The following is an 18,565-nucleotide window of genomic DNA, read 5'->3' on the forward strand; positions in this document are numbered from 1 at the left end:
TGGCATAAAATAACAACAAATGAATATGAGCGAAGGGAAGCACCCTGATTGTTCCAAACCGATAGGTTTGCAATCAGGGTGCTTTTTTTGTCGCCTGGAGGGAGAATTGTGGCGCATTCCATAACGAACCATTTGCAGGCAGGACACTTATTGCAAGACAGATATCGAATCGTTCGGTTGCTCGGAACAGGGGGAATGAGCGTTGTATATTTAGCCAATGACGAGCGATTGATCGGCAAGCAGTGGGCGATTAAGGAATCAAGACCAGCGGCGCAAGATGTGAGACAGCTTGTTCATGAAGCATCTATTTTAACATCGCTTCGACATCCACATCTTCCGCTTATTGTGGATTTCTATCCACCTGATGCCAGCGGCAGAGCATATCTGGTGATGGAGTATATTGAAGGGCACACGATAGCGGATCGGCTGCGCATGAAGCCTCTAAGTTTTGAAGAGACGATGCATATTGTCATTCCGGTATGTGAAGCGCTTGCCTATTTGCACCGGCAGAATCCGCCCGTTGTATTCCGAGATGTAAAGCCATCTAATATTATGCTGGCGAAGGATGGCCAGGTGAAACTTATTGATTTTGGAATCGCTAGGAATGTGAATCCTTTATCTAATCAAGATACGGTTAAGCTTGGTACAGTAGGCTTTGCTGCTCCGGAGCAATATCGGGGACAACAGACCGATGCAAGAACGGATCTATATGGGGTAGGTGCACTCATTAGTCATATGTTGACCGGCGGCATATGGAAGGGAGAGCGTCCGCTAACCGCATCCATGCTGGTAGAAGATGTGCCAGAGAGCGTTTTTTCGGTACTGACACGATTACTCGCAAAGCGGCCTGAAGAACGCTATCAAACTGCTGATGAACTAATTGATCATCTACGACGTTACTATTCAGGACAATCTGAAAGCCAAGGAGTTAACCGTGATGAGGTCAATACATGGCAAGCCTCGAATGCAGGGGTGGTGATTGCTTTTCTGGGTGCTGCTTCAGGACTTGGAACTACACAATCAGCGCTCATGTGTGCCGCCATGCTTGCGAAGAAGGGGCGGAAGACGCTATATATCGATGCTAATGTTAAAGATCCATCTCTTGTTCCATTATTGGCTCAGGAATATGAGGGTGAAGAGGAGCTGTATTTAGCTGATGGGGATATGTTCAAATTGTTTGGAGTGGATTGCATGGAATGGAAGTATGGTACGAATCCAATGCCACCCTTGCTCGGATTCTATGACTATATTGTGTTAGACCTTGGTTGTGATGATCATGGAGAACGAATGGATGAATTCATGAGGGCTCATGTCCCTGTGCTCGTGGGAAGCCTGGCTCCTTGGAGAAAGAGTGATTGTACAACAATCGTTGGGGAATTTGAGCGAAGAGGGTTCCATCGTTGGGTACTAGGCATTCCTTATTCGAATCGTTTTTATCCTGGTGGAACAGTGAAAGGACGAGGAGCAAAGGTTACCTCCTACATTCCGATTCAAGCAGATCCGTTCGCATGTTCGGACGATACAGCCCTTTGGGTGGAACAATTAGTTGGTCCGATACAACGGGGAGGGCTTATCTATCATTTGCGGCGATGGATGAGTCGGAATAGAACAGAGAGAGGAGAGAGAAGAAGTTGAGAAGATGGACGAGGAAGACCAAGCAGATGATTGCGGCGTCGGTAGGAGGAGCAGCGGTAGCTGGGCTGCTTGTAGGAGGGTATCACTATTGGGCAATTGGCCAGAATGATGCGGCACAGCGTAAGGCAGCAGCGCAATATGAAGATGAGATTGCCAAGCTGCGCAAGCTTGCAGATGCTGAACTGCAAAAACGAACAAGCGTCTGGGTTTTCAATCAGCCACTTCTTGCAGGCAAGCGCATTCGATCCGATGATATTGCCAAGATTGAGATGTCGTCAGACCTAGCCCCGAAACAGGCGTTGAATCATCCTGATCAAATTATCGGGAAAGTATTGAAGATTGACACGGTTCCCCGAACACCCGTGATATCTACAATGCTATATGAAGATGGGAAGATGTCTGATGATTTGCGCTGGGTGGAGACAGCGGTTATTCAGCTTCCTTTACGACTGCAAGAGAAGGATATGATTGACGTACGAATCCGCTTTCCGAATGGTCAAGACTATATCATCCTTAGCAAGAAAGAGATTAAGAGCATGCAATATCCGACCATTTGGGCACATATGGACGAACAAGAAAGGCTGCTGTTCTCAAGTGCTTGTGTCGATGCTTTTGTTAATGGTGGACAAATCTATGCGCTGCGATACATTGAACCTCAAATACAAAATGAAGCGGTGCCAAATTATCCGGCCAATGAGCAAGTGTTGAAGTTGATTGAGGCGGATCCGAGTATTGTAAAGAAGGCAGATACAGCATTGACACGATTGGTTCGATCACGGATGGAGAAGGAATGGGAACGACAGAGTGCCAACAAGAGTCTAGCAGATGGTTGGAACAACATGGAGGGGAACCGAACAGATGCAAGCTATGTTTCTACGCATGGAGAGGGTTCGGCTGAAGTTTCAGGATACTCACCTTTAACCGGCAGAGCTGGGGCACCTATTCGTAATTCACCATTTGTTGGACAACCTGGTTCTAATTCCGTGCAGTCCACGGATCTGTCATCTAATGAAAATCAACGGGAGACGGGTGTAGTCCAACAAGATAACGATACTCGAAAACAGCCAAATCCGAAGAATGGTGAGCAAGGCATCGCTAAGAAGGGGAGCACTATTACTCATGATGCCGAGAATCACCAAGATAAGATACTGAACCGGGACAATCTGAATAAAGAATCGACGGGAGAGGTATCGACAGGGGAAGAGGTCAGCTCTATTTTCTCAGAAGCGATACCGAGCTCAAAGAAGCAGTAGCGAAGAGGATTTCTGTCAAAGAGTAGTTATAAAGATGAATATACAGGAGGAGTTAGGAAAATGACGATCGGTATATTCGTGGGCGCTTGCGATAAGAGCGATCATGTAGTGGCGCTAGCGACGTTCCTAACGAGATTAGAGAAGAAGGTGCTTATTGTTGATGCAACAACAACAAGACGGATTGGGACTGAGACAGGGCTGCTCATGCAATCTCAGCAACCTATTATGCACTGGAATGGTTATGATTTGCTGTCAGGAGCTATATCTTGGGACGATATGATTCAGTTGCTTGAACGGCATGGCAGCAGTGTTGAAGGCTACGACCATATCATTATTGACACGGATCGCGCATTGTTTTGTAATGCTGAACAATGGAAGCAGATCGACACTCGCTTGCTTGTGCAGACGATGGAACGATTTTCATTGCAGAAGAACAGAGAATGGCTGCAAGCATTCCAGCAGCAATACGACGGAGATGAGGAGCTTGAATTCGTGCCCATGATCCTGCGTTCGCTCATGCCGGAGGATGAGTTTGCGTTTATGATCGAATGGTATTATTCCGTATTTGAGCACCGGTGGGCTCGAGAATGTATCGCTATTGAAGAAGATGAGCGTAATTGGACTGCACGCATGTCAGATTTTCAGGATGGTCAATTGCAAGCATCCAACTATCCACGTGCTACGAAGCGTGCTTGGCGCATCCTTACTGAGCATTTCACCGGTAAACTGACAGAACGGGCATGGAAGCAGTGTTTAAGAACACCTAAGAAGGGACGAATGAAACATGTCGCTCTGTAAACATTGGATGATTTCGTCAATCGGAAGAGGCATGGCTGGAGGAACAACAGTTGCTGCGTGTACGGCAATTAGTCTCGCTTGGCACTATCGGATGAAAGTGCTGCTCATACATGTCAAAGGAAGAGGGGAAGGAGTTGAGAAGCTATTTCCTCCCGCTCTTGATGTTATGCGCCAGGCAGGAGCAGGCGGGCGGCTAATAACTCCGAACGGCTGGAGTGCTCTTGCACGCATGCTTCGACACCATCAAGTTGAGGAAGAATCGATCTCCTCCTATATGATAAGTGTGATGAGTCGATTAGATATTCTCCCTGGTTATGACTCAGAGGAGATGGGAGATACGCTGCATGAGCATCTTCTGCTTCACGTGCAGAGGCTAGTGAGCAAACGATATGATCTTGTGCTGTGGGATATGAATGAGCAGGATATAACCGATTTGAAGCTCATTGGCAAAATGAATATGCAAGGTACCATCGCAGTGTTGCCGCAGAACCGGTCAGAGATCCATATCTCAATGGAGAAAGCAGGAAAAAGCGCAGATGCATTCGTGATAGGACAGTATGATGCGGATGTGAAGGTAAATCCTATGAACGTAAAACGTATGTATTCGCTCCACCAGCCCTTTTTCACAATGCCGTATGCAGCAGCTTACCGCAATGCTGCAGACGATAGAATGGTGATGGACTGGTATTTGCGCCAATCTCAGCGCCATGAACGAGGGAAACGATGCCCATTCATTTTAGAGAATATGAAGCTGAGTAAATATATTCTGGAAGAGTCCGGCTATCATCAAGGGAGAAAGGCAGGTGGATAGTGGATGTCAATTTGGGGCTATGTAGGATCCTCAATTTTGGGTGTTTCGGTTCTGCTCCTAGCGATGTTCGTTTGTTGGCGCTTGTTCCGTAACCCTAACAGACACACCTCTTATCCTACTAAGGATGAATGGACATGGGACTTGCTGGATCAAACAGTGAAGGATACGTTTCTTGCATGGACGAGTGATCTGCCGCTGGATTTGTACCGTAATGAAGAAGAATATTCTCGTGAAATGAATCGGCGTGTTTCTCTTCGCAAAACACTCCGTAAATGCTGCAGTGGGGATGTCGCGGATAAAGAGTACATTAAGGAATGGATTGTGGATATGCTCAAAGAGCAAATTAAGCTCAGCAAAGGCAATTCCGAACAGTTATTACCGATAGATCGACCCGAGCTTTTAACTTCACAAGACAAATTTGATCTATTACTGTATGCCTTTAAAAAGCGGTACAGCTTCGATGCCTTGCATAGGTTAATCGATAAATATGGCTGGAGTGAGCGTAAACGCATACCGATGGCACAGGGTGTTCATCAAATGCACGATGTAATTACGGAGGAAGATATCGATGCAGCATATCGGTTAGAAAGGCTTCAATTCAGTTGGGAGGATCGGATCTGGATAATCGCACAGCGGTTGTATCAACGTTATAAGGGATTCTCTGTTATTGATGAGATACGCGACATGCGGATAGATGGTGTGTCAGGTGGAGTAAGTGGTATTCCAGATGAAGCCATGACAAGAGGGGGCTACTGGCAGAGTTCGAACACAGCTTCACCGACAAAGAATCAAGGGGATTTAGTTGCTGGCGGCCTACAGCGGGCATGTGATAGTGTATGGATCTTCTATAAGGGGAAGTCGATTCAACTTTCCTTCCTATCATTTGGTTCGGAGGCTGAACTGCGCCGGGTATGCCACAACATATATAAATACCAGACACCTGGATCATTAACGGAAGCGGACGGCTATCGGATCAATCATATGAAGGACGGGTCGCGTGTCGTTGTGCTACGTCCGCCATTTGCAGAATCTTGGTCATTCTTTGTTCGTAAGTTTGATACGCAGGTTGTAACACTTCAGCAGCTCATACGAGACAAGAACGCTGAGCTTCCTACTGAATTGCTTCATTTCTTAATGCGAGGGGCGAGAGTGACTGCCATCACAGGTGCGCAAGGATCGGGGAAGACGACTCTGTTAATGGCATTAATTCAATCGATTTATGCGTTCTATCCGCTTCGAGTACAGGAACAGGCTTTTGAACTGAATCTTCGTAAGTTATATCCCAGCAGGAATATCCTTACGCTCCGAGAGACAGAGCGCATAGCAGGTCAGGCTGGTTTGGACGTACAGAAGAAGACAGACGGAACTGTGCATATTTTAGGTGAGGTGGCAACGGATCCGGTTGCAGCTTGGATGGTACAGATGGCTCAAGTCGCAAGCCTGTTCACCGTCTTCACGCATCATGCCAAGACATTTCCTGATTTGGTGCTGTCGCTTCGGAACTCGTTGCTTAAGACGGGAATGTTCCATAATGAGTCGATAGCCGAGCAGCAGGTAAGCCAAGTGATTCACTTCGATGTTCATCTCTCTCGGGATGTCGAGGGCAAACGATATATTGAGCGCATTACAGAATGTATTCCACTTCTTAATCATAACGAAGGCGAAGAAATGATTGACACACAAAGTGATGCGAACATGACATGGGATCGCTATATCGAATCCTCACAGCGTGTGCACCGACATATGATGCGAACTCGCACCTTCACATACCGAAATATTATCGAATATCATCAAGGCCGATATTACCTCGTGAACCCGATATCCGTGAACCAGAGAGAAGCGATGGAAGCCGAAATGACTGCTGAGGATAAGCAACGATTCCGCGATTGGCTTGCTCAGGAGGGAGGATATTCGGTTGCTAGTTAGCAGCTTGTTACTATGGATTGCAAGCGGGGCAATAGCTGTCTCTTTCATGTTATGGATGTTGTCTAGAAAGTTAATGTCGACTGGGATTGCTGAGAATAGGGTACGTACCCATGGACATCAGAATGGAGTTAAGGCTCTCACACAAGTGTATAAAAAACTGCTGAGGGATGTCTATCGTTGGAGCTTGAGAGTTCCTATGCTAAAAAAGAAGACGGCGTCACTCCGCCAACAGCTTGCACCGTTATACAGTTATGACGAGTGGCTATTGCGTGAGCGAACAGCCTCCATACTGCTAGGGAGTGGAATAGCGATTCTCATTGCGCTCTCAATATTCGTCTCCTTCGATCAAAATCTGCTGTCATGGATCATGCTTATTGTTGTACTTAGTGTGGCGGAAAGTCTATATCGTGACGTTATGATCACACGTGCCGAAGTGAAGCTTCTTCATTTATCATCCATGTCGATTGGGCATATGAGACATGCCTATCATCGGTACAAGATGGTGGATGCTGCACTAGAAGATACGATTGAATGCTCGCACCCGATGCTCGCACCACATTTACAGCGTGTTGCGAAGTTGATTAGCGATCCCGATTCCGATTCCGCTATGGCTGCTTATGAGGAGGCAGCTCCGAATCGTTATTATAAGATGCTTGGAGGCTTATCCAAGTTGGTAGCTGAGTATGGTGATCCGAAGGGAACAGATGGTTCTTCCTATTTGAAGGGACTTGCCATGATTGTTCGTGAAATGCAAACAGAGCTCGTTATGCGTGCACGACTCGATTATCTGCTTGGGGGATTAAAAGCAATTGCCGTTATTCCCGTCCTATTCACAGATCCACTGGAAAGGTGGGCGACGACCTATTTTCCATCTATGGAATTGTTTTATCATTCGAAGCTTGGTTGGTGTCTGCAACTAACAGTTTTCTGTTCCGTCTTGATGTGCCATCGCATATTACAACAGCTTCATTGGAGAAGCGCGATGGCTGAGGATCAATCACAGCGCACTGGGTGGATCAGAAGATTGCTGGAGCAGCGAATCATTCGAAGATTACTGGATGTCTGGGTGAACAGTAGGCAGATTGGGTCACTTAAGCGTGCTCAGCGCTTATTACATGAAGCAAACGAATCGATGACCTTAGGGCATTTCTATGGCCATCGCTTCATACACGCGATCGTAACTTGTGGAATCTGCTTTGTGTTAATTGTCTCATTGCACTTGGGATCTACGCGATGGATATGGAATCAGCTGAATACCAAATCGCTAGAAGCGGGACTAAGTATGGAGTTAACTAAGCAATGGATACTAAGTTCCAACCCAGAGACAGGCAATCACGGACTTCAACTCGCTCTGAAAACTGCGATCTTGAAGGAACACCCAGACTGGAGCTATCAACGAATCGAACAATCGACGAAGTCGCTCGTACCACTTGCTATTTATCATCGTGAGATGAAAGTTTCATGGTGGGAAGTTCTGCTTCCATTCACCGTTGGGTGGGGTGCATATTATGCATTTGTTATGATTCTACGGATCCGTATTCGGATTCGACACTTGGATATGCGTACAGAGATCAGTCAAATGCAGTCTCTTTGCATGCTGCTGCGTGCTTTCGAGCGGATGACGGCTGAATCGATGATGGAGTGGATGAGTCGCTGCACGACTATGTTCCGCCGCCCTTTACAATTGTGTCTGCTTAATTGGGAGAGTGGTTCGGATCATGCGCTACAACAGCTGCGAATCCATGCGCCATATCCAGACTTCGTCAGGCTTGTGGACAAGCTGGAGCTAGCCCACAATCATATTCCGCTTAATGAGGCGTTCGATGATGCAGAGCAAGACTGGTTCTATGAACAGGATATGCTTAGACAGCATTATGAGACAAGTATCGAAGCCAAAGCAGGCTGGGGAAGGTGGCTGGGCTTCGCTCCGATGTATGCCTTAATTTTTTTGTATCTCGTGGTACCCCTTGTATGGATGAGCGCAGAGCAAATGCGTTCTTCCTTTGAACAAATCCGATCTCTATAACAAAGGAGTGTATAAAGTATGAATAATGCCCAATCTGCATTGAAGGTGGCAGCAGGAATTTTCCTTACCATTGCACTAATTACGATTGTTGTGTTGTTGTTCGTTAGTGCGCAGGAAGCGACAAAAACGGCTCAAAATGAATTTTCATCGATCCAGACAGAGTTAAGCAAGGCATCATTTACGGTTTATGATAATACCTCGGTTAGCGGTTCTCAGGTCATTAATGCAATACGTAAATTTTTCAAGCAAGATCAATTCGGGATTCGTGTTGTAACTGGTAAAAATCGTGCAGGAAAATCGGATGGAAATCATTATGGATATTACGTGCTGCCGAACGGTGAGATTGCGGGGAACAATCGAAATGACAGCATAGATTTGGCATTGAATGAATCATCTGATAACTACGTGAATCCTAGCGGAAAGTTTAAAGCAAAGCTAATCGTGGACTCCAGCAACGTAACAAGAGGGATTGTATTTGAACAGCAGTAGGATTCGGGGTGTCACCCTGAGTTTTCTTATATACATATCTCCACTGTGGAATTTTGGGAAACTTATATTTTGACATCAGTGCTTGAAAAGGGAGGCAGTATGCATAATGCGAGTCGAATAGCTGAACTAGCAGTAGCATCGATACTGTTTTTGGTCGCATTGACGGGGGCCTTACAACTCATTGGAAGTACGTCCTTTACGATTCGACAAGTAGATCATGCCAATCAAGTGAAGGATCGGAATGTTCGATCTACGATGGAGCCTATACGATCTAAGCCATTAACGGGAGCTGATGTCATTCTATTTATCAGTCAGTTGAGGGAGAATGTTGAGCTTGAGGTTGAAGGCATGAGCGTCAAATCTCCAATCCTCCTTGAGGATATTCAGTTCAATTCGATATCACGAACGAAACAATATCATCTTCATATCGAACGAAATGAAGATGGCGACATCCGTAAAATGATCTTCAGGTAGGAGGTAGCGGATTGGGCAATGCAGTAGTTAAGCTGCTTGGTGTGATGATAGGAGTGCTGCTGCTCTTTCTTTACCCGATATTAGAATCATATCAGCGGCAGGATGACCTAGCTGCGATGTATGTGCAGCGAAGTGCATCTACATTCTCAGATGCCGTAAGGGATAAGGGAGTGATCACTCCTGTCATGTGGAATGATTTTATGGCGGAAATGGAGAAGACGGGTAATGTATATGATGTGGTTGTTGAGCATTATGAGAAAAAGTATGATCCGATCTATAGGGATCCCGTTCAAGTCAATACATTTACAGGGGACTTTCTAATCCGTTACCAACTAAACAATAAAGTGATGCTGATGGAAAAGCTGTTTCCGGGAGATGGACAATCTGTTGAATCTCCGTCCCGTACGTATAAGCTGAGCATTGGAGATTATTTCTATGTGTCCGTAAGCAATACGAATCGAACACGTGCTGCCATGATTGTGGACTGGCTGACAGGCTCATTTGGCCCAACTGAACGGATTCGTATTCCTGTCGGAGGAATGGTGCGAAATGAAAGTAGTTAAATTTTCAATACTCTTTGTTCTGATCTGTTTCCCTTTGTTTTGGGTGAATAAGCTACAAGCAAGAGAGGAAGCGAGCAAGCTGCAGCTTGAACTGAAGTATAATGACGCTATGAATCAAGCCGTTGATGATGCAGCCCGTACACTGCAGACATCTGCTGTGTGGAAGGAAACGGAGGAAGGATATGAGTCACAGAAGCGGCTGGAACTGCGTCGTAATGATGCGGTTAATTCATTCTTTATGACGTTATTTCTTAACTTTGGTTTATGGAATGAGGAGAAAAAGCAGGATGAATTGAAGCGATATATTCCGGTGATTGCAATCATTGACTATGATGGTGTTGATATGTATGCAGAGGATGATTATATCGGCCGTAATGGTGAATCCCAGATGCAGCATGTATGGAAGCCGAAGTTACCTTATGGGTTTATGGATCAAGGTGGAAATGTGATCGGATTTACGTTAGATGACTATGTTACCGTGTATCGTCCATCATCGGGGAGCTGGCTTGCAGGGTATCAACGGGAGTTAAAAAGCACGGCTGCAGATGTTCCAATACTACAGGATGATCAGTTATTTGATGCGGTAAGACGTACGACAATCGTAGATACCATTCAACAAGCGCTGGCCAACACCATCAATGAACACAACGAACGGGCTTTACGAAATGGTGTCTCCTATACGTTCACCTTGCCTTCCATTTCAGATGAAGAATGGCATAATACCATCAACGACGTGGGTGTTATGGCCTTCATACAAGGTTTGCCTTTAGGCTATTCTTCGTATAATCATTATGCTCTCGGCGGCTCACGGCTGCTTAAGAGAAACAACTATCATGGCGTAATCATGAATGGCATTAAGTATGCATTCCCCGAAAAATGCGCTCCATCGAATGCTTTGGAATCCTATCATTCAGCAGCTGATGCGGCCAAACAAGGATATTTTTTGAAATCATGTCCCTAATGCGATTTCAACTTAATAGGGGTCTTTGCTGTAATACATATCGCAAAGCGACGTTTTAATGAGCCGTCCTGAAAACAGCAGGGCGGTTGTTTATTTTACTGTAAATTTGCTGGGGCTGTTCTGATTCACAAATTTAAACGCAGTTTGCACAATAATAAGATTATGTAAATCTATTGCTTCAATTCGGATGGTACCTCATCATATAAGAAATGAAGGAACAATGAAGATATATTCGTGCGAAATAGAAGAGGAGTAACAGGAATCGGATGAGAACCTATTGGCATGGAGTTAGAGAAACATTTGTGACCGCATTGCGGCTAGGATTGACTTCTTTTGGAGGGCCGGCTGCGCATATAGGCTACTTTCATAAAACCTATGTACAGCAGTTGAAATGGTTAGACGATCAGCAGTTTGCTGAATTGCAGGCGATTAGTCAAATGCTTCCCGGCCCATCCAGCAGCCAACTTGGAATTGGAATAGGTATGAGGAGAGCTGGATGGCTTGGAGGGGCGATGGCGTGGTTGGGCTTTACGTTGCCGTCTGCTTGTCTGCTTGCCTTATTTGCCTTCGGAATTAGTTGGCTGCCCAATCAAGATCCTGGGTGGCTGCAAGGATTGAAGCTTGCGGCAGTTCCGATTATTATTCAGGCGTTATGGGGAATGAATAAACAATTGACACCTGACGCGCTTCGAAGAACGATCGCAATTGTTGCCGCAATCCTATCCCTTCTTCTTACCGGTGTTTACGGACAGCTCCTTATTATGGGGGGTCACTTGCTGCAGGTGTCGTCCTATTCCGAAATCGGGCGGAACATAGCGAACCAGCGATCAGGATCAATCAAAACCAATATGAGTGCATTGAAGAAGGGAAGTCAAACATTTCACGTACATTTGCAAAATGGATGACTCTGTTATTTTTCGGACTGCTTATCGGGTTGCCAATGCTGGCGTATTATATACCAAGTGTAGTGACACAGCTTATGGAAGTCATGTATCGTACCGGGTCAGCGGTGTTCGGTGGCGGACATGTTGTCCTTCCTGTACTGAAGCATGAACTGATGACGGCAGGGTTGCTGGATGATTCTTCACTGCTCGCAGGGTATGGGGCAGCACAAGCAGTACCAGGGCCTTTGTTTACATTTGCAGCATTTGTAGGTGCTTCTATTCATTCAGGTGGATTTGGAATCGTTCTTGCCATCGTTGCTACTTTATTTATTTTTCTCCCTTCTTACCTGCTAATGGGGGCAATACTCCCTTATATGTCGCATGTTCGGCAATGGAGGAGTGTTCGGGCAGCTTTTCAAGGGATCAATGCCGCTGTTGTAGGGTTGCTGCTTGCAGCATTTTACGATCCTGTCCTCACAACATCGGTAACGAGTCCGATTCACATGTGTATCGTGCTAATTGGTATATTATCACTAATTGTATGGAGGCAATCGCCTTGGATTACCGTTCTGCTGTCAGCCATGCTAGGTATGCTGTTGTTGTAAGCGGTGATGTAAAGATTATTTACAAATAAAAAATACGCCATTCGAACGTTCGCAGGTAGTTACATCATAGAACGATTGAATGGCGTATTCCTTTTACGAATGACACTTTGACAGAGATGGAAATCCACTTTATATTAATCGCGACTGCAAATAATTAAGAGGTAGCCTTCTCGCACACGAACCGAAGCAGTATCACCGTCATCCCATTCGTTGCTTATTCCTAGGGATTGTCCAATCTGCAGGGTTGCATCATGAAGCGGGTACTTAAATCCAGTTAACGTAATACCAGTTACCGTTGAGCTCAGTGGCAGCAATGATACATACGGGAAGGAATTCGTCTGTAATGTAACACTCGAATTCGTTAGCATAATGATATTGTGTTCGTCAACGATTTGACACTTAATTCCTTCATCGACGGCTTTGCGCAATAAATGAATATTAGACAGCGTATGATCAAGTCTCGTGCCGGTTACGCCGAATAGCGTAATTTGCGTTGGTTTCATTGCGAGAGCATGATTGAAAGCAAGTTCGGTGTCGGTATAATTTTTATCGACGGCGTCACAATCCATGTATTTCCGGCTCGAAGCGCGGATATGCTCCCGTTCATCCTCTGTTACGGAGTCGAAATCTCCTAAGGCCTGATCGGGAATAATGTTGTGCTGTACCAGATAGAGAGCTCCTCGATCAGCGCCGATGATGTAATCCATCGTACGAATCTGGTCTGCTATTTTCTCGGAAATGGTTCCACCCGCTACAATGGCAATATGAGCGGGTGTTGAAGTAACCTGTTGATCGTTTGACAACGTTATGACCTTCCTTTATATCGCAATAAGTATGATGACAAGTTGAATCCCTCCCATTATATCGAAATATGAATGGGGAACCAAATAAATATATCCATTTGCAATAAATAAAGACTGCCGATACAATAAGTGAATCTTAACAGGATATACACCTTACATAATGAAACACTAAGTAAGGCAAGAAGCTAAGGTATATAGAAAAGGGAGGAATGTTACGTGGCTGAAAGTACGAAGGTGAACGTGTTGTTCGTATGCCTGGGAAATATATGCCGTTCTCCTATGGCTGAAGCTGTATTCCGTGAGCAAGTGGAGCAAGCAGGCTTAGAACAGGTGATTCAGGTGGATTCAGCAGGAACAGGAGATTGGCATATAGGTCATCCTCCGCATGAAGGAACTCGCAAGCTATTGGACGAACACGGGATTACTTATGAAGGGATGAGAGCACGACAGCTTCATCCGACAGATTTTCAAACTTATACGTACATCGTATGTATGGATCCGAGCAACGAACAAAATGTGCTGGCGTGGGAAGGCTCGGACAACAGAACATCTGAAGTTCTGCGATTTATGACTTTGCTTCCTGAAGAGAACCGTGAAGAGGTGCCTGATCCGTACTATACAGGCAACTTTGAAGAAGTATATCGTTTAGTTCAAGCGGGGTGTGTACGATTGTTAGAGCGGATTAAAGAGGAACATCCTTTCATGTTATAAAATATTTATGGGTTTGATGAAAAGTAGTGACATACATCCTTGTGTGCCACTACTTTTTTTATGTTTAATAGGGGTGTTCCTCATCAATGCTTGTATGCTCATATGGAAATGGACAAGCAGCTAGTCAAAAAAATGACGAAGAGCATCTGGGACGTGTTTTTGCCAGAATCCCCACAAATGATGCCCTTCATGCTCGCCATAGAGAACATGAGCATTTCGATCCGTAAACAGCTTGTGTGTATCCCGATTTAATTCAACAAAATTATAAGTCCCTGTATCGGTTGTGAACGCAGTCTCTTGCAGACCGACGATCATAAAGAGATGCAGCCATGATAGATCCTGCTCCTGCGCGATAAGCTGCTGCGAGTATGGGTAGTAGGCGCCGGACAAGGAGATTACCTGACGGAATTTGTCAGGATATTTTAGCGCTAGGTGTAGGGAAACAGTGCCACCGAGTGAATCACCTGCGAGCGTGATTTCTGTCCAATCGGTGCGTACTGGATACATTCGCTCAATTGCAGGTACAATCTCTTCTGCAAAGGCGCGAGTATAGGATTCAAATCGTTCTCCATCCGGGGAATACTCAGAAGTACGGATTTTCTTATTCACATCAACTCCAACGATGATGAATGGCTCCATGTCACCTTCGATAATGAGCTGATTCGCGTGTGTCGCAATACGACCAAAATTAAAGAAATCTTCTCCGTCCTGACAATAGACAACGGGATAACTGAGTATTTCCTGATATCCTGGCGGCAAATAGACGCGAACGTGACGACTGCCTCCTTCAAGATATTTGCTTGGAATGTCGTGTTTTACAATGGTTCTCTTGAATATTGAAGAATCTGACATGCATAGCACCGCCTCATGCAAAATTTTATCAATGTTGGTGAATACTAATTTCGATGGTCTTGATTAGGGACTCGCTATAGGAAAGAAATAAGAATCTTTGACTTTCTACTATATAATGTCCGCGAACAAGTATCGACTATGTGAGTGAGTTCACAAATTTGTAACACCCTGTTATAGTCCGAAACAACAGCTGTTATAACAACAATTCAACAAAATGTTCACTTTTTTCGCGTTTTCTTTTGACCAATCGACTAAAACAGGTGTATAATAATTCTATAACAGCGAAACAAAATCTTCAAACTTTTATTGAGGTGAAAAACATGAGCAAGTTCCCATTTGAAGTTCAGACGGAAGAGATTCAACCGTTGTCCGTCTTGTCTCCGGAAGGAGAAATTGTTAACCCGGATATGGTTCCGGATCTGACTGACGAACAATTGAAAGAAATCATGTACCGTATGGTATTTACACGTACATGGGATGATCGCGCAATCAACCTTGGCCGTCAAGGCCGCCTTGGTTTCTATGCACCGGTGTCCGGTCAAGAAGCTTCCATGGTAGGTAGCGTATATCCTTTGCAAAAAGAAGACTTTGTTGTACCAGCATATCGTGACATGCCGCAAATCGTATGGCACGGATTGCCTTTGTACCAAGCTTTCTTGTACTCCCGTGGTCATCAACATGGTGGACAAATTCCAGAAGGCGTTAACGTAATGATGCCGCAAATCATCATCGGCGCGCAAATCTTGCACGCGATGGGTATTGCAATGGGCTTCAAGTTGAAAAAGCAAGCACAGGTTGCAATCACATACACAGGTGACGGCGGTTCTTCCGAAGGCGATTTCTACGAAGGCTTGAACTTCGCAGGCGCATTCAACTTGCCAGTTATCTTCTTCGTACAAAACAACGGCTATGCAATCACAACTCCATTTGCGAAACAAACAAATGCGAAGTCGATCGCTCATAAATCCGTTGCAGCAGGTATCCATGGCATGCAAGTAGACGGCATGGACGTACTTGCCGTTATCAAGGCTGTTCAAATCGCTGCAGAACGCGGACGCAAAGGTGAAGGCGCAACGTTGATCGAAGCGTTGACTTACCGTTACCGTCCACACTCCATGGCGGACGATACTACAAAATATCGTACAAAAGACGAAGAAGCAGAATGGGCAATCAAAGATCCACTCGTGCGCTTCGGCAAATACTTGGAGAAAAAAGGTCTTTGGACAGAAGAAGACACAGCTCGCGTAAAAGATGAAGCAAAAGCAAAAGTGAACGAAGAAATCAAACGTGCTGAAAAAACAGAGAAAATGACTGTTGCAGGCTTGATCGACAGCATGTTCGAAACTACTCCGAAATTCTTGGAAGAGCAAAAAGCGGATTTCCAATAATTCGAACAGCGTTCTGAAAGTTAACGGGCCTCGTTGATGCGAGGACAACGAATCCATATATGGTTCTGTGATAACGGTAAGGAGGAAACAAGCAATGGCACAAATGAATATGAAAGAAGCAATTCGCGACGCAATGCGCGTTGAATTGAAAAGAGACCCTAATGTTGTGGTCTTTGGTGAAGACGTTGGCCATGTCGGCGGTGTATTCCGTGCGACTGAAGGTTTGCAAAAAGAATTTGGTGAAGAGCGTGTATTTGATACTCCGCTTGCAGAGTCCGCAATCGGCGGTATGGCAGTAGGTTTGGGCGTTCAAGGCTTCCGTCCTGTTGCTGAAATCCAATTCGTAGGTTTCATCTATGAAGCACTTGACCAAATGTGCGTTCAAGCAGCACGCATGCGCTTCCGTTCCGGCGGCCGCTACAACTCGCCAATCGTATTCCGCACACCATTCGGTGGCGGCGTAAAAGCTGCAGAATTGCATACAGACTCCCTTGAAGGTTTGATGGTACAAACACCAGGTATCAAGGTTATTGTTCCTTCCAACCCTTACGATGCAAAAGGATTGATGATTTCCGCAATCCGTGACAATGATCCAGTATTCTTCATGGAACACTTGAACTTGTATCATGCATTCCGTGATGAAGTGCCAGAAGGCGAATATACAGTTGAAATCGGTAAAGCCAAAGTTGTTCGTGAAGGTAAAGACGTAACAATTCTTGCATACGGCTTGATGGTTCACACAGCAATGAAAGCTGCTGCTGAACTTGAAAAAGAAGGCGTGCAAGCAGAAGTTATCGACCTTCGCACATTGGCGCCGCTTGATATCGACACAATCGTTGAGTCTATCAAGAAGACGAACCGCGCAATTGTGGTACAAGAAGCGCAAAAGACTTCCGGCGTAGCTGCAGAAGTTATTGCACAAATCAACGAAAAAGCGATTCTTCACTTGGAAGCACCTGTACTTCGAATTGCAGGTCCAGATACAGTGTATCCTTTCGCACAAATCGAAGATCAATGGTTGCCATCACCAGCTCGTATCGTAGCAGGCGTCAACAAAGTATTGAACTTCTAAGATAGAACCGGAACAGAGAGAAGGAGGATTTTACTGTGGCTAAATTTGAGTATCGCTTCCCTGAACTAGGGGAGGGCCTTCACGAAGGCGAAATTATCAAAATGCACATTAAAGCAGGAGACAAGGTAACTGATGATGATATCATCATGGAAGTACAAAACGATAAAGCTATCGTTGAAGTTCCTTGCCCTGTAAATGGTACGGTATTGGAAGTATTCGCGAAAGATGGTCAAGTATGCCACATGGGCGAAGTAGTAGCGATCATCGACGCTGAAGGTGAAATTCCTGAGCAAGATATGCCAGAAGAAGCAGCTCAAGAGGAAGCAGCTCCTGCACCAGCAGCAGCTGAAGCTCCTAAAGCTGAAGGCGTAGCAGCAGCACCTAACCGTGATGTACTTGCAACTCCAAGCGTTCGCAAGCATGCTCGTGATCTTGGCGTGAACATTGCTGAAGTTCCTGCTACTGGCAAGAACGGCAAAATCACTCGTGAAGATGTAGAAGCATTCGCTAACGGCGGAGCACCTGCAACAGCTCCAGCAGCAACTGAAGCTCCGAAAGCTGAAGAAGCGAAAAAAGCAGCTCCAGCGGCAGCAGCAACTGGACACGATGCTGAAGAAGAGCGTGTACCATTCAAAGGTATCCGCAAAGCGATTTCGAATGCAATGGTTAAATCGGCTTACACAGCTCCACACGTTACAATCATGGACGAAGTGGAAGTTGGCGAGCTTGTTGCATTCCGCACACGCTTGAAGCCAATGATGGAGAAGAAAGGTACAAAAGTAACTTACCTTCCATTCATCGTAAAAGCACTCGTTGCAGCTTGCCGTCAATTCCCTGCGATGAACGCAATGATCGACGAAGCAAACAACGAAATCGTGTACAAAAAGTACTACAATATCGGTATCGCAACAGATACAGACAACGGCTTGATGGTTCCTGTAATCAATGATGCAGATCGTCGCAGCATCTGGATGATCGCTAATGATATTAAAGATTTGGCTAGCCGCGGTCGTGAAGGCAAACTTGCTCCGAACGAACTGAAAGGCAGCACAATCACAATCACAAACATTGGTTCCGCTGGCGGTATGTTCTTTACTCCAATCATCAACTTCCCAGAAGTTGCAATCTTGGGTACAGGCCGTATCTCCGAGAAGCCAGTTGTGAAGAACGGCGAAATCGTGGCAGCGCCAGTTATGGCATTGTCCCTCAGCTTCGACCACCGTCTGATCGATGGCGCGACAGCTCAAAACTTTATGAACTACATCAAGCAACTGCTTGCTAATCCTGAGTTGCTTGTTATGGAGGTGTAACCAA

At 45.4% G+C, this 18,565-nt stretch carries 18 protein-coding genes; 16 read left to right on the forward strand and 2 right to left on the reverse strand.

Features of this window, described 5'->3' with window-relative positions:
• The first annotated feature begins 108 nt into the window (after positions 1–108).
• The 12 genes from M3661_RS11535 to M3661_RS11590 all read left to right on the forward strand — a co-directional run bounded on the left by M3661_RS11535 (position 109) and on the right by M3661_RS11590 (position 12,425).
• Positions 109–1,635: a serine/threonine protein kinase gene (locus M3661_RS11535; protein ID WP_251485007.1), complete on the forward strand. Its 1,527-nt coding sequence runs from the start codon at positions 109–111 to the stop codon at positions 1,633–1,635.
• Positions 1,632–2,888 (forward strand): SAF domain-containing protein, encoded by a 1,257-nt coding sequence (locus M3661_RS11540; RefSeq protein ID WP_065291683.1) that lies wholly within the window; start codon positions 1,632–1,634, stop codon positions 2,886–2,888. The genes M3661_RS11535 and M3661_RS11540 overlap by 4 nt, the downstream gene beginning before the upstream one ends.
• 60 nt (positions 2,889–2,948) lie before the next feature.
• Positions 2,949–3,686: a ParA family protein gene (locus M3661_RS11545; protein WP_251485010.1), complete on the forward strand. Its 738-nt coding sequence runs from the start codon at positions 2,949–2,951 to the stop codon at positions 3,684–3,686.
• Between the two features lie 31 nt (positions 3,687–3,717).
• Entirely contained in the window at positions 3,718–4,497 is a 780-nt protein-coding gene (locus tag M3661_RS11550) for a hypothetical protein (protein ID WP_251485011.1), read from the forward strand.
• Positions 4,498–4,500: 3 nt separating this feature from the next.
• Positions 4,501–6,423 (forward strand): ATPase, T2SS/T4P/T4SS family, encoded by a 1,923-nt coding sequence (locus M3661_RS11555; protein ID WP_251485014.1) that lies wholly within the window; start codon positions 4,501–4,503, stop codon positions 6,421–6,423.
• A 196-nt stretch (positions 6,424–6,619) separates the two neighbouring features.
• Complete coding sequence (locus M3661_RS11560; RefSeq protein ID WP_251485016.1) at positions 6,620–8,449, forward strand: GTPase SAR1; 1,830 nt, start codon at positions 6,620–6,622, stop codon at positions 8,447–8,449.
• Between the two features lie 18 nt (positions 8,450–8,467).
• Positions 8,468–8,938: a hypothetical protein gene (locus tag M3661_RS11565; protein ID WP_021253895.1), complete on the forward strand. Its 471-nt coding sequence runs from the start codon at positions 8,468–8,470 to the stop codon at positions 8,936–8,938.
• A gap of 99 nt (positions 8,939–9,037) precedes the next feature.
• Complete coding sequence (locus M3661_RS11570) at positions 9,038–9,412, forward strand: hypothetical protein (protein ID WP_065291678.1); 375 nt, start codon at positions 9,038–9,040, stop codon at positions 9,410–9,412.
• Positions 9,413–9,423: 11 nt separating this feature from the next.
• Positions 9,424–9,975, forward strand: coding sequence for a hypothetical protein (locus tag M3661_RS11575; protein ID WP_251485018.1), 552 nt, complete (start codon positions 9,424–9,426; stop codon positions 9,973–9,975).
• The gene (locus M3661_RS11580; RefSeq protein ID WP_251485020.1) at positions 9,962–10,936 is read left to right on the forward strand and encodes a hypothetical protein; all 975 of its coding nucleotides are present in this window, start codon (positions 9,962–9,964) and stop codon (positions 10,934–10,936) included. Before M3661_RS11575 ends, M3661_RS11580 begins: the two co-directional genes overlap by 14 nt.
• Positions 10,937–11,202: 266 nt before the next feature.
• A complete protein-coding gene (locus M3661_RS11585; RefSeq protein ID WP_251485022.1) occupies positions 11,203–11,841 on the forward strand; it encodes a chromate transporter in 639 nt (212 codons plus the stop codon).
• Positions 11,838–12,425 (forward strand): chromate transporter, encoded by a 588-nt coding sequence (locus M3661_RS11590; RefSeq protein WP_251485023.1) that lies wholly within the window; start codon positions 11,838–11,840, stop codon positions 12,423–12,425. Before M3661_RS11585 ends, M3661_RS11590 begins: the two co-directional genes overlap by 4 nt.
• 134 nt (positions 12,426–12,559) lie before the next feature.
• Here M3661_RS11590 and M3661_RS11595 read toward each other — a convergent pair whose 3' ends face one another.
• Positions 12,560–13,228 (reverse strand): thiamine diphosphokinase, encoded by a 669-nt coding sequence (locus tag M3661_RS11595; protein WP_081819932.1) that lies wholly within the window; start codon positions 13,226–13,228, stop codon positions 12,560–12,562.
• A gap of 216 nt (positions 13,229–13,444) precedes the next feature.
• On the opposite strand from M3661_RS11595, the gene M3661_RS11600 reads away from it, so the two are divergent.
• Positions 13,445–13,939: a low molecular weight protein-tyrosine-phosphatase gene (locus tag M3661_RS11600; RefSeq protein ID WP_083189222.1), complete on the forward strand. Its 495-nt coding sequence runs from the start codon at positions 13,445–13,447 to the stop codon at positions 13,937–13,939.
• 120 nt (positions 13,940–14,059) lie between these two features.
• On the opposite strand, the gene M3661_RS11605 is transcribed toward M3661_RS11600, so the two are convergent.
• On the reverse strand, positions 14,060–14,791 hold the full coding sequence (locus M3661_RS11605) for an alpha/beta hydrolase (RefSeq protein ID WP_251485031.1): 732 nt from the start codon (positions 14,789–14,791) through the stop codon (positions 14,060–14,062).
• 320 nt (positions 14,792–15,111) lie between these two features.
• Here M3661_RS11605 and pdhA point away from each other — a divergent pair, with 320 nt between their 5' ends.
• The 3 genes from pdhA to M3661_RS11620 all read left to right on the forward strand — a co-directional run bounded on the left by pdhA (position 15,112) and on the right by M3661_RS11620 (position 18,561).
• The gene (gene pdhA, locus M3661_RS11610) at positions 15,112–16,179 is read left to right on the forward strand and encodes a pyruvate dehydrogenase (acetyl-transferring) E1 component subunit alpha (RefSeq protein WP_021253887.1); all 1,068 of its coding nucleotides are present in this window, start codon (positions 15,112–15,114) and stop codon (positions 16,177–16,179) included.
• A 94-nt stretch (positions 16,180–16,273) separates the two neighbouring features.
• Positions 16,274–17,251: an alpha-ketoacid dehydrogenase subunit beta gene (locus tag M3661_RS11615; protein WP_021253886.1), complete on the forward strand. Its 978-nt coding sequence runs from the start codon at positions 16,274–16,276 to the stop codon at positions 17,249–17,251.
• A 35-nt stretch (positions 17,252–17,286) separates the two neighbouring features.
• A complete protein-coding gene (locus tag M3661_RS11620) occupies positions 17,287–18,561 on the forward strand; it encodes a dihydrolipoamide acetyltransferase family protein (protein WP_251485032.1) in 1,275 nt (424 codons plus the stop codon).
• Positions 18,562–18,565: the final 4 nt, after the last annotated feature.

This window comes from Paenibacillus sp. MER 180 (genome assembly GCF_023713665.1).
GTDB classification, from domain to species: domain Bacteria; phylum Bacillota; class Bacilli; order Paenibacillales; family Paenibacillaceae; genus Paenibacillus_B; species Paenibacillus_B suaedae.